This window comes from uncultured Nostoc sp. (genome assembly GCF_964247315.1).
Lineage (GTDB): Bacteria > Cyanobacteriota > Cyanobacteriia > Cyanobacteriales > Nostocaceae > Nostoc.
In genome coordinates, this window is record NZ_CAXTTT010000006.1 from 31915 (window position 1) to 44413 (window position 12499).

Annotated in this window: 9 protein-coding genes and 1 pseudogene; 8 read left to right on the plus strand and 2 right to left on the minus strand. The window is 42.6% G+C overall.

Annotated features, from left to right (window positions below; translation table 11 throughout):
• The first annotated feature begins 235 nt into the window (after positions 1–235).
• On the plus strand, positions 236–2563 hold the full coding sequence (locus ACFE93_RS03425) for an NB-ARC domain-containing protein (protein ID WP_375472028.1): 2328 nt from the start codon (positions 236–238) through the stop codon (positions 2561–2563).
• A gap of 329 nt (positions 2564–2892) precedes the next feature.
• Positions 2893–4239 (plus strand): glutathione-disulfide reductase, encoded by a 1347-nt coding sequence (gene gorA, locus ACFE93_RS03430; protein ID WP_375472029.1) that lies wholly within the window; start codon positions 2893–2895, stop codon positions 4237–4239.
• 194 nt (positions 4240–4433) lie between these two features.
• Here gorA and ACFE93_RS03435 read toward each other — a convergent pair whose 3' ends face one another.
• Complete coding sequence (locus tag ACFE93_RS03435; protein ID WP_375472030.1) at positions 4434–6806, minus strand: CHASE2 domain-containing protein; 2373 nt, start codon at positions 6804–6806, stop codon at positions 4434–4436.
• Between the two features lie 486 nt (positions 6807–7292).
• On the opposite strand from ACFE93_RS03435, the gene ACFE93_RS03440 reads away from it, so the two are divergent.
• From ACFE93_RS03440 to ACFE93_RS03460, 5 genes are all read left to right on the plus strand, one after another.
• Positions 7293–7421 (plus strand): hypothetical protein, encoded by a 129-nt coding sequence (locus ACFE93_RS03440; protein WP_375472031.1) that lies wholly within the window; start codon positions 7293–7295, stop codon positions 7419–7421.
• A gap of 124 nt (positions 7422–7545) precedes the next feature.
• Complete coding sequence (locus tag ACFE93_RS03445; protein ID WP_041565194.1) at positions 7546–8067, plus strand: NYN domain-containing protein; 522 nt, start codon at positions 7546–7548, stop codon at positions 8065–8067.
• A 91-nt stretch (positions 8068–8158) separates the two neighbouring features.
• Positions 8159–9763, plus strand: a complete 1605-nt coding sequence (locus ACFE93_RS03450) for a 2-isopropylmalate synthase (protein WP_375472032.1) — start codon at positions 8159–8161, stop codon at positions 9761–9763.
• 74 nt (positions 9764–9837) lie between these two features.
• Positions 9838–10134, plus strand: coding sequence for a hypothetical protein (locus tag ACFE93_RS03455; RefSeq protein WP_375472033.1), 297 nt, complete (start codon positions 9838–9840; stop codon positions 10132–10134).
• Positions 10135–10193: 59 nt separating this feature from the next.
• Complete coding sequence (locus tag ACFE93_RS03460; RefSeq protein ID WP_375472034.1) at positions 10194–10463, plus strand: GNAT family N-acetyltransferase; 270 nt, start codon at positions 10194–10196, stop codon at positions 10461–10463.
• A gap of 261 nt (positions 10464–10724) precedes the next feature.
• Here ACFE93_RS03460 and ACFE93_RS03465 read toward each other — a convergent pair whose 3' ends face one another.
• The gene (locus ACFE93_RS03465) at positions 10725–11936 is read right to left on the minus strand and encodes an alpha/beta hydrolase family protein (RefSeq protein WP_375472035.1); all 1212 of its coding nucleotides are present in this window, start codon (positions 11934–11936) and stop codon (positions 10725–10727) included.
• Positions 11937–12091: 155 nt separating this feature from the next.
• On the opposite strand from ACFE93_RS03465, the pseudogene ACFE93_RS03470 reads away from it, so the two are divergent.
• Positions 12092–12364, plus strand: a pseudogene (locus tag ACFE93_RS03470) (IS701 family transposase); the annotation flags it as partial.
• Positions 12365–12499 lie beyond the last annotated feature (135 nt).

Here is a 12499-nt window from a genome sequence, read left to right on the forward strand (position 1 = left end):
AGTTTTATTGAGTAATTTGTGAAAAAATAACCTGGCACAGTTTTAGAACTGAGAAGCCAGTAAGTGGGAAGCCTCTACTTAGTAGGGACCAAAATAAACTTATAAATTAGCTTAAGGAATAAATTTCTGACATGCCCTAACACTGTTAAAAAAATGTTAGTGATTTAAAGAACTTCTGTTTGTTAAAATGTTGTGACTAATGCCACATTGATAACCAATTTATCGGGTGATATTTATGTCAGGTCAGTCAGAAGGTTGGAATTTACCTAAAAGTTGGAATCGCAAGATTTTGCAGGACTGGGAGATAGATCGACTACTGACTAACTTGGAGGTTACGCTTCAAAAGCGTTATAGACAAAGTACTAAAAAAGACCTGTTACTTGGGTTACTCTGTGGGTACAGCTTGAAAAAGATTGGTCAAGATTTGCACAAAAAAAACGCTGTTGTCAGAGCAGGGTTAAGCAATATCTATCGGGACATTGAGACTTTGACAGGAGAAACAAATAAAAGTGTCAAGTCCAGTAATCTTGTCTATATTCTGGAAAAACACGGGTATCGCAGAAATTCTGTCGTATCTGCTATCAAAAGCCGCTCCATTCCCCACAATCTGCCAGCACCGACTTACACCCAATTTATTGGTCGGGAAGCGGATATGAAGAAGCTTCTGGAACGCCTTTCACCGGATCATGGTGCTCATATGATTACAGTGCATGGTATTGGTGGCGTAGGTAAAACGGCACTGGTGTTAGAAGCTGCTTACCTATGCTTAAAAGCCAGTAACAAAAACTCTTCTGACGCACCCAGATTTGATGCGATTATTTTCACTTCGGCCAAACAACAGGAACTCATTCCCGATAGTATTTTGCGGCGGCAACAGGGACAGCACAACCTGCGCGATATCTTTCGGGAAATTGCTAATGCCTTAGACGACCCAACGATTATTCAATCTCCTGCCAATGACCAATTTGACCGTGTACGCCAAAGTCTCTCGAAACAGAGAACATTGTTGATTGTGGACAATATGGAGACTATAGAGGACAGGAATGAGGTCATAGAGTTCTTATACAATTTACCCATTTGCGTAAAAGTAGTAATTACTAGCCGTGAACAAATTGCCTTACTGCCGATCCGTCTGCGAAACTTGCCCTTAGATGATGGTTTGCAGTTGATTCAACAACAAGCTGAAGAAAAAGCTATAACTATCAATGATGAAGACTCGAAGCGGCTGTACGATCACACTGATGGAATCCCCCTTGCCATCGTATATGCGATCGGTCAAGTATCCAGTGGCTACTCTTTAAACTCAGTATTGGATCGATTGACTTCGGCTACAAGTGATGTAGCTCGTTTTTGCTTTGAGCAATCAGTGCAAGGAATTAAGGGACAACCACCTCACAAGTTACTGATGTCACTGGCGATTTTTCTTGACTCTCCTATCCAAGCTGCTGTAGCTGAGGTTGCTGGACTAACAGCCGCTCCTGATGCTGTCAATAATGGCTTGGCACGTTTACAGCAACTTTGCTTTGTGAATCTCCACCTAAAGACTAAACGCTTTGAGATGCTCTCTCTGACTCGTGAGTATGCCTTAGCAGAATTAGCTGCTTACCCAGATTTTGAGAAAGAAGCACGGAATCGGTGGGTGAAATGGTATCTGGATTTTGCCTACAGTTATGGCGGAGAAGATTGGGAAAAATGGATACATTACGACAGGTTAGAGGAAGAGGAAGGAAATCTGCGGGCAGTACTTTATTGGTGTAAAAACCAAAACCACTATGCAGAAGTTAAGGATTTGTGGTTGCTCTTGAACCACTACGCCAATCTATATGCTTATTGGGATGATCGCCTCTATTGGTTGCAATGGCTCATAGAACAATCAGAACGACGTGGTGAATGGTCATCTTTAGTGAAATTCATGATCCGTAAAACCTGGCTGCTGATTCGGGAGTGTTCACCTGAAAGTCTGAAAAAAGCAGACGAAATTTTACAACAGGCATGGGTTTTACGTGACCATGCAGATTCATGCGTTCAAGCTGACTTAGCTGAAAGTATGGCTAGACTAAAAATCAGACAGAAAGATTATCAATATGCACACCACTGGCTAAAGGTAGAAGAAAAATTGGTGATCGAGGCAAATCTAGAGGAGCGAAAGCACATTCGCTATTTTATTCCCGTTCTTTACCATCGGGCTGAAATATTTTATTCAGAAGGTGAATATCTTTTAGCAAAGAAGCTATTTCAAGATGTGATGGAAAGTGCAAAAAAAATTAATTGGCATCGGGTGATCAATTCTGCTCAAAATTGGCTTGCCGATATTGCTATCGAACAAGATGATTGCGATGAAGCTCAAAAGCTATTAACTCAAGGCTTAACAGTCGCCAAAAGCACCAATAATAAACGGCGTTTGGCTCGCTACCAACGTTCTTTTGCTCGCTGGGAGAGAAATTGGGGAAGTCCAGAGAAAGCCCGCCAATTATCAACTCAGGCTATTAATGGTTTTAAGCAGTTGGGAATGACAAGGGATGCAGAGGAAATGCAAACTTTACTTGATTTTGATTGCCCATAATTATCTGCAAACAACGCATTTCCAGTTGTTTTTTAGTATGGCTGCTGCCCAAATTAGTCAATGGGCTACACCTTGTCACCAGCGATCGCACTTATAAGCTTGAAATAACAATATGCATTTTTTGTCAATACGATGTAATATAACTTAGTAATGATTGAGCGATCGCTGTTTATTTTCGATCTAATACTATTAATGTGGCAACATCCTACATATCAGCCTGATTTCATCCCAAATTGTCCACCCAAAGACAGTAGATGAAGTTTTGTGTGAATAACTATAAGGTATGAAATAGCTCTGCTTTCCAAACAGTAAAAAAGGAACAGATTTTTATGACATTTGATTATGATTTGTTTGTCATTGGTGCTGGGCCTGGGGGATTGGCAGCAGCTAAAAAAGCAGCTAGTTATGGTGTACGTGTTGCTGTTGCCGAAGAAGAAGCCATTGGTGGAACCTGTGTAAATCGCGGCTGCGTTCCGAAAAAGCTAATTGTCTACGCTGCTGACTTCGCCCTGCAAAATCAAATAGCGCACAGTTATGGGTGGAGTGACTGTCAAACATACTTTGACTGGACATTATTTATTAAGTCAGTACATCAGCATATTGACAGCGTTAACCAATCCTATTTTCAGCAATTGCAAAAAGCTGGAATTGAGTTAATATCTCAACGTGCCACTTTCATCGATACCCATACTATCAATGTTGATGGACGCAAAGTTACAGCCGACAAAATTTTAATTGCTGTGGGAGGGCAACCCCTTAAGCCCAATATCCCTGGTATAGAATACGCCATCACATCCCGCGAAATGTTTCAGCTACCCTATCTGCCGAAACGTTTAGCAATTATTGGCGGCGGCTACATTGGCGTAGAATTTTCTAGCATGATGCACGCTTTCGGTTGTGAGGTGACGGTGATTGAAAAAGACGAGATGATTTTATCGGGGTTTGATGATGACATTCGCTCTGCTGTACAACAGGGGTTGATTAAACGCGGAATTAAGTTTTTCACCAACAGCACTGTTCAAGAAATCAAATACTCAGAAGAGAGTTTGTTGTTAACTATTACTGGTGAGAGCCAAGAAATAATTACAGCAGATACCATCTTAGTTGCCATAGGTTACGTTCCAAATACCAAGAATATGGGTTTAGAAAATGCCCATATTGAACTAGGCGAAGATGGTGCAATCAAAGTAGATGAATACAGCCGCACCAGCCAAGAAAATATTTTTGCTGTGGGTGATTGCACCAGTCGGGTGCAATTGACTCCAGTGGCTAAGGCAGAAGGTATTGCCTTTGCCGATACAGTTTTTGGGAACAAGCCGCAAAAACTAAATTATGATTATGTGCCCACTGCTGTTTTTTGTCGTCCAGAAGCGGCTAGTGTGGGGATAACAGAGGCGAAAGCACGGGAAAAATTTGGTGAATCTGTAGAATGCTACCGCACCCAATTCCAACCACTGTTGTATCAGATGATCGAACAAAATGAGTCAACCACTATGAAGTTAGTGCTTAATGCTGATTCTGGACAAGTTTTGGGTGCTCATATGGTGGGTGAACACGCAGCAGATATCATTCAAAGCCTCGGTGTGGCAATTCGCAAAGGCATTACTAAGGAAGATTTTGATCAAACCATAGCCATTCATCCCACAACAGGAGAAGAATTTCTGTCGTTAAATTAAAATCATGTGCAGGGCTGAGTGAAAAATGCACAAACAGAGAAGAGGGAAATCCTTCTTCTCATCTCCCTATTTTCGTGCCCAATTATACTTTGACAACTCCAAAAATTAAATTATCTAAATTATTGTATCCAATACAATTATCAGATTTTGCTTCCCCTACTCAAGAACAGCTTCCACAGCGATTGGATATTTTTTTATTTGGAAGTCTCTTGTCCTTCTGAGTAAGATTTTGTGGGAATGCCTAAATCGTCTAAAGTATTCATTAATAAGTCATCTTGTGGGATATAGTGTCTGTGTTGGGAATTTACCAAATCGTCAAGAGCTTTAAGAGCTTCAAGATCCTTAAGAGCCTCTGATGCAAACTGATATCGCTCTTTGAAATCAGCCATCACCATTTTATTGAGAATCTGAGCTAGGGAGTGACTCACCTGAGTGCGTAGTTTACCGCCGTAGGCATCGCTCCATTTAATTTCCCCATTAGCATCTCTATCTAGATCACGGGGTGCTACACCAGTCAAGGCTTTAATCCCAACCATGCCAACTGCATAGATATCACTACTGTAATGTGGACGCCCAAAACATTGTTCGCTTGGTGCGTAACCCTGAGTACCAATTCCAATGGTGAAAGGGGTTGACTCTTGACGATCGAGTTGTTTGATGCCGACTTCTTTGACGGCTCCAAAGTCAATCAACACTAGTTTTCCGTCTGAGTGTCGCCGGATGATATTACTGGGTTTAATATCCCGATGAATCACGTGGTTTTCATGGACAAATGTTAATGTTTGCAATAAGTCCCTAATAATTTTGATCGCGGCAATTTCTTCAATTGCTCTACCTGCTAAAAGTTCTTGATTTAAAGGATGACCAATTATCTGTTCTTGCACTAAATAAAATTCTTCGTCTTCTTCAAAATAGGCCAAAAGTTGAGGAATTTGAGCGTGTCTTCCCAATTTTTCGAGTGTTTGTGCCTCTGAGTTAAAAAAACGTCTGGCAAGTTGCAATCCTTCAGGTTTGGTGTTGGCTGGTTTTAGTTGTTTGACAACACATCGGGGATTTCCAGGACGTTGGGTATCTTCGGCAATGTAGGTTTCACTAAATCCACCGCAACCGAGAACTTTGACAATTTTGTAGCGTCTAGCCAAAACTTTTCCTGATAAGGCTAAATCTCGTTGCTGAATTAGGTGTTGGAAGTCATCTTGTTGGCTAATAATCTCTTGGACAACGGGGGAAGTTTTATACTTCTGAAAAATGTCTACTAATTGGCGTTTTCTGATGCTTTCCCTGATGACTGAGGTTGCTAAATAGCAAATTCCAGTCATGGCGATCGCGATCATTGGTACACTGGTGGGAAAAATTAACTGACCATAGACAAATAAACCATAGCTAATTCCTCCCCAAGCGCCAGACAGGGCAAGGCTATAGAAAAATCTATGGATGCTACGCTTACGTCTGCTAATCATCAAGGCTGAACTGCCCACTAGCATTAGCACAAACAAACCCTGTAATGGTGGACTTTTAATTCCTGAGGCGATCGCTTTTCCTGACATCAAAGTTGCGATCGCATTGGCGTGAATTTCTACGCCCGACATCGGTTCAGTGCTATTACTACCAGCGACTGGATAATAATCATTATGTAACTGATCTGTTGCACCAATCAGCACGATCTTGTCTTTGAACACCTTTCCCTGCTGCAAATAGCTGTTCCAGTTTTCTGGGTCGAGTACGTGCCAAAAAGGTTTTTGCTCAAATGTACCCGCAGGTCCCCAAAAATAAATGCGATTGCCTTTTGGGTGAGGATAATTTACTTGTGCTGCTTTCAGCGCTGCTTCATCAAAAGAGAGTCGCTTTTTGGTAAATAAATTATCTTCACCTAATAATTTGGGAAATTCACTCGCTAATCGATGAACTTTTCCATCTACTTCTAAAGGAAAATTAACTGAGCCAATGGATACTGACCCCGTATGAAACATTTGTTGTGGGTCTGTTAGTTGCGTAAAAGACCCTTGGTGCGTTTGGGAATTTTCGTAGACGGCTGCTAAGGCAACTTTTTTGCCATATTTTTGCAATACTGCCTGAAATTGGCGATCGTCTGTAACTCCATAGCTGCTTGGTGTGTCAAAAACTACGTCTAATGCTACAGCGCGGGCACCTGCTTCGATTAATTTTGTGATTACCTGGGAGTATGCAGCCCGTTTATAAGGATAAGATTTTAGTGTTTCTAAATAAGCATACTGTTTCGGATCTGTTTTATAGTACTGTTCGGGAACCGATATTGACTGATCGTCTATTGCTAAAATTACAATGTCTTCTGGAGGCACAATCGGCCCGCGCAGTTGAAAAAAGCCAGAAAGCACCTGATTTTCCATCAATTGAACCAATTCCCCACCAGAAGCACTCAACAGTGCCGCCCCAATTGCCCAAGTACCAGCCAATAGATGACCTAAGCGAACCATCCACCGGGAGTGGCGAGCAGATGCTGTCGAAGTCACTTTTGTTGGTTTACTTGACAGTCCTTTGGCAGTAGAGACATAGTTTTTAGTTAAGGTAGATGTAGGTTCTTCTGCCATATCGTGTTACTGATTGATTTAAGTCCAACACTTTTATTTATTCAGACCGCGTTTTAGTGTAAGCATATTGAAATAAGACTTAAATGATAATCTTATACATTTGTAAAGTATCTTCTATTTATCAACAAACTTTTGTTGGCAGAACCAGCCCCCAAGAAATTCTTACTCAACTACTACTTAATTTATTCTTTTTCTGTTGAATCAGTTACAAGTAGTGATTGTCTCATAGATTGCAGCCGGATATACTCTACCTGTGCATTTGGTTGTGGCAAGATTTTACCCTCACCTAACCAACATACACGTTACTAACTGGGTGCTATACCAGAAGCACTTCCAAGGCTGTCTTCTGTCTTTGGTGCAATGTTGGTAATCTTCACAAACGGTGTTCTGATACTGACAGCTTTACCAAAAGATAGGCATTAATTTATATCTTACCTTAAGCCAATGTTATACCTCTTTAGGAGTAAACTTTAGTGTTATGCAGCGATGAATGCTGTTACTGGGTCAATTTTATGGGTAGATTTTGATCGCTGGATGGCTCTTGCAGTGCTGGAGGTGAATCAGGTTAACACCCTGGATCTCAACTCCAATATTGCAGGCGTTTTTATGTCTTGAAAGAGGTAGGATAAAAGCTATAGATAAAGAACTACGTTATAGATATTAGCAAACAAGGCATTTGAAAATTGCTATAATCTATTGTTCCATCTAAATTCATATATATTATTAGGTGTAAATTTGTATGGGTTCTCCAATGAATCGTCTGTCTATTTTTGTAGATGGAAACAATATGTTCTATGCTCAACAAAAAAATGGCTGGTTTTTTGACCCGCGGCGAGTCTTAGAATACTTCAAACATGAGCAATCAGAAACAACATTAATTAATGCCTTCTGGTACACTGGCTTAAAAGATCCACAAGACCAACGAGGTTTCAGAGACGCTCTAATTAGTCTAGGATATACAGTACGAACTAAAATTCTCAAAGAATATTATGATGATACGTCAGGTCGTTACTCGCAAAAAGCGAATTTAGATATTGAAATTGTTGTAGATATGTTTAATACAGTAGACCAGTATGACCGAGTAGTATTATTCAGTGGTGATGGAGATTTTGAAAGAGCAATCGAACTATTACGCTCAAAAAATACACATATTACGGTAGTGTCAACAGAAGGAATGATTGCTAGAGAACTACGCAATGCTACTGATAGATATATAGATTTAAATGATATCAGAGATCAAATAGAGAAAACTGAAGGTTAGTAGCTTTAACAATTATTTACAAAAATCAAAACTAGAGTTGAAGATATATTAAGCCACAAGTAAACACTAAACACTAAACAACAAACGGCAAATGAGAAACAAAACAGATAAAATCATCATTTTTGATACAACATTGCGAGATGGAGAGCAGTGTCCGGGAGCAACTTTGAATATAGACGAAAAGCTAGTGATTGCCAAGCAATTAGCGCGTCTAGGTGTAGATGTAATTGAAGCAGGCTTTGCTTTTGCCAGTCCCGGAGATTTTGAAGCAGTCAAGAAGATTGCTCAAATTGTCGGGACAGAAAATGGCCCGATAGTTTGTAGTTTGGCAAGAGCGATTAAAGCAGATATTGAAGCGGCTGCTGAAGCATTAAAACCAGCAGTTAATGCCAGAATTCACACATTCATTTCGACTTCTGATATTCATTTAGAGTATCAATTGCGAAAGTCACGGGCAGAAGTGTTAACGATCGCCGAAGAAATGGTAGCTTATGCCAAGTCCTTTATGACAGATGTGGAATTTTCGCCGATGGATGCGGCTCGTTCCGATCCAGAATTTCTGTACCAAGTGTTAGAGCGAACGATCGCAGCTGGTGCAACAACAGTTAACATTCCCGATACTGTAGGTTACACAACTCCTAGCGAATTTGGGGCAATAATTAAAGGCATTATCGAAAATGTCCCCAACATCGACCAAGCGATTATTTCCGTACATGGTCATAATGATTTAGGCTTGGCAGTTGCTAACTTTTTAGAAGCCGTAAAAAATGGCGCACGGCAACTAGAATGTACGATCAATGGCATTGGCGAACGCGCTGGCAATGCATCACTAGAAGAATTGGTAATGGCCTTGCACGTGCGGCGACAATATTTTAATCCTTATCTCGGCAGACCAGAAAATTCTCAAGAATCCCTGACAAATATCGACACCCGACAAATTTACAAAACCTCACGCTTAGTTTCCAATTTGACGGGAATGTTGGTACAACCAAATAAAGCGATCGTCGGAGCGAATGCCTTTGCCCATGAGTCTGGAATTCACCAAGATGGTGTATTAAAGAATAAGTTAACTTACGAAATTATGGATGCCCAATTGATTGGCTTAACAGACAATCAAATAGTTTTGGGCAAGCATTCAGGTAGAAATGCTTTTCGTAGTCGGTTGAAAGAATTGGGCTTTGAACTGTCAGATACTGAATTAAATAAAGCCTTCGTCAGATTCAAAGAAGTAGCAGATAAAAAGAAAGAAATTTCTGATTGGGATTTGGAAGCGATCGTTAATGATGAAATCCAACAAGCACCCGATTTGTTCCGGGTAGAGTTGGTGCAAGTTTCCTGTGGTAGCAACGCCCGTCCTACTGCTACAGTTACTCTGCGTACCCCAGAAGGTGAAGAATTAACTGATGCTGCGATCGGTACTGGGCCAGTGGATGCAGTTTACAAAGCTATTAACCGTGTGGTGAATGTACCCAATCAGTTGATTGAGTTTTCTGTGCAGTCAGTAACAGCCGGTATTGATGCCATTGGCGAAGTAACGATTCGTTTACGATATGAATCTAAAGTCTTTTCTGGTCATGCAGCGAACACAGATATCATTGTGGCATCAGCACAAGCTTATGTAAATGCGTTGAATAGGTTGTATGCATCTTTGCAAACTCAAGAAAAACCACAAGAAGTAACTGCACAGAAAGTCTGAGATCGGATCTGTCAAACTGTCTGTTTTTAGCTGATGCTAACAAACTCCTCTCCAACTTTGGGGAGGAGTTATTTGTGAGTTCCAAAAAATCGTTGGAAATTATGCTGACAGAAAAACATATCACTATCAGAGAAGCCACCACCAAAGAAGATTCACTGATTGCAAAACACTCTTACCAAATGTGGCTAGATATTGGTGTTGATGAGAGTAATAGACCTCTTGCAAAAGTTTTTTTTGCAAGAGTTGGGAAAAGGTTAAAGGGGAAGAGGACAATACAAAACCTTTACCCTTTCCCCCTTCCCCTTTTCCCGACTTATGCAAGAAGTCTAATATCCACCTTGAGTGGCAGAATATTACCCTGCAATTTATAGAAGAGGCGCGTCGAGATTTATTTTACAAGGCTTTTGTTGCGGAGGTTGATAACACAGTTGTGGGTTCTGTAAGTTGTCAACTGTTTGCAGGCTTATACCCGAATGTTTTCAAAGATGAATACCGCAAATTTGGATATATTTGGGGCGTTTACGTTGAACAGTCTTACCGCAGACAAGGCATTGCTAAATCTCTAACTAATAAAGCAATTGAATATTTAAAAGCGATCGGTTGCACGCGAGTGATTCTTAACGCCTCGCCATTGGGTAAACCAGTTTACTCCAGTCTCGGTTTTTCGGAAGGGAATGTAATGCAATTAGATTTGATTTAACCTACATTCCGCACTTCAATTAGTAGTATAAGTAAACTACGTTGAGAGAAAATCTAAAATTATAATTTGGACACCCAAGTAACTATAAAGAAAAATAAATTATGCACTATAAAGATACCCAGCTATGATTTTTTGTGTAAAAAGCTAGTTAGACAAGAATATTTAGTTTCAATGAAGTGCGGAATGTGGGATGTATGATAGCGGCCACGATTGAACACAGGATGCCGATCAAAAGCATTATCATGTCTGTATTCCTTTCGATCAGGCCATTCGGCCGAATACTTCATCCATCCACGCACCGCATTCCTGAGCGAGGCGAAGGCGGTTATTGACTTGGACATGGCCATCGGCGCCGGACGCGGCGTCAAGCCGCACGAAGCTCTTGCATGTCGAAAGGATGTCACGATGCCATGCCTCGGCTTGGCTGGCGAACACCGGGGAGTCACCGGCCCCCAGGATCGACAGGAACGGCAGCGTCACCCGTTTTGGGTCCGCGACCATGTTCCGGGTACGATCGATGAACTGCTCGGCCGTCGTTGCACCAGCTTTCCAGAAGGTGACAGCCCGGCTGCGCTGGGCGGCGGGCGTCGCTTGTGCTGCGGCGTCCCGCAGCGCCGCCTGAACCGACAGTGCAAAGAGTTGCGCCGGATCAGGAAAGGGCGTGCTGGCGATGACCGTGGCGAGGCGCGTCTCGTAGCCAGCCGCGCGGGCTACAAAATAGCCGCCCAAGCTGAGTCCGATCAGCGCAATCCGCCCCGGCTTCCCCTCGAACCTATCCACCAGAACATCAATCACGGCGGAGATGGGCTTTTCGGCTTCCGCTTCCCAATGAAGGCCGTCCGCCTGGGTCAGCCCCTGGCCGGGAAGATCAGCGAGTGCGACGGCGTAGCCGCGGTCAAGCAGGCTGCGGCCGAGCGTGAGAAACAAGTCCTCGAAGCTGGTATCGGCGCCGCCGATTATCAGTGCGATTGGGGCTGCGGGATCAGTAGCGGGCAGAAACACGCCGGGAAGCTGCTTAGCGGCATAAGGCACATCGAAGAATTGCGCCGTGATGCCAAGCTCGGGCAGCGCTTTGCCAAATGCGGCGCGCTGCCGTCCGATTAAAGCGGCGAAGCGCTCGCCCGGACCCGCAAACTGCCAAGCCGAACGATAGGCAGCAAACGCCTTGAGCCTGGTCTCGCCGGTATTGCGGCGATGACCCCGCGCCAGCCAGCCATCAGCCTCGGCATCGAGACGCTCACCATACTCGGTAAAGGCGTGCACCCAGCTATCGCCGTCGCCATCCTTGATCTGGTCGGCAACGTAAAAAATCTGGCCCGCGTCGAGGCCACCTGAAGGTCCCCAGCCAAGGGCTGCCATGAAGAACAGGTCCATATCCGAGTCGGCAAAGCAATAGCGGCGGCCAAGCCGCTGCGCTGGATTGGAAACGGCGGATTCGTCGGCGGTATTGGCAGCCGTCAGTTGCGTGCTCATTCCTCTCTCTCCCGTCTTAGGTAGACCTTGGCTTGTTATCCAGAATGGGATAAATAATATCATCTTTACTCATGTTTTGAAACTCGCGTTCCGGGACGAAAGACCGCTTTATCCCTGTTTTGTCACTTTTGGAAAACAATAATCGAAGCCAAATTCTAGTTGACACTTATGGAAAGAGAAATTGGGTAGAAGTTTTTTATCGAGAAGCTAAAGGATGGTTAGGACTAAAAGAATATCAAGTCAGAGAAAAAAGAAGTCTAACTCGACACTTTATCTTAGTTTTTTGTGCCTATACTTTCATTCTTTGGCATCAAATGACTGGTGGATTAAGGCGAAGGTGGGCTACTAAACCTTTAAACACTTTTACTGAAGCTTTTAGAACAGCTATGTCTTTCCGATTTTTTGATTGGTTAACTCTCAATCGTGACCGAGCAATTCGCAATTCGCAGTTCGCTTTTTCGCCCATTGCGGACTTGCATTGTAAATTGATTCATTTAAGGATACAAGCCCCTCAATTTATTGAGGAAAAAATAAAAAGACGTAGTATCAATGTTCAAGCCCCC

Coding starts and splice junctions, on each gene's coding strand:
- ACFE93_RS03445 (WP_041565194.1), top strand. CDS start 7,546: ATGGGTTCTCCAATGAATCGTCTGTCTATTTTTGTAGATGGAAACAAT.
- ACFE93_RS03440 (WP_375472031.1), top strand. CDS start 7,293: ATGAATGCTGTTACTGGGTCAATTTTATGGGTAGATTTTGATCGCTGG.
- ACFE93_RS03435 (WP_375472030.1), bottom strand. CDS start 6,806: ATGGCAGAAGAACCTACATCTACCTTAACTAAAAACTATGTCTCTACT.
- ACFE93_RS03465 (WP_375472035.1), bottom strand. CDS start 11,936: ATGAGCACGCAACTGACGGCTGCCAATACCGCCGACGAATCCGCCGTT.
- ACFE93_RS03425 (WP_375472028.1), top strand. CDS start 236: ATGTCAGGTCAGTCAGAAGGTTGGAATTTACCTAAAAGTTGGAATCGC.
- gorA (WP_375472029.1), top strand. CDS start 2,893: ATGACATTTGATTATGATTTGTTTGTCATTGGTGCTGGGCCTGGGGGA.
- ACFE93_RS03450 (WP_375472032.1), top strand. CDS start 8,159: ATGAGAAACAAAACAGATAAAATCATCATTTTTGATACAACATTGCGA.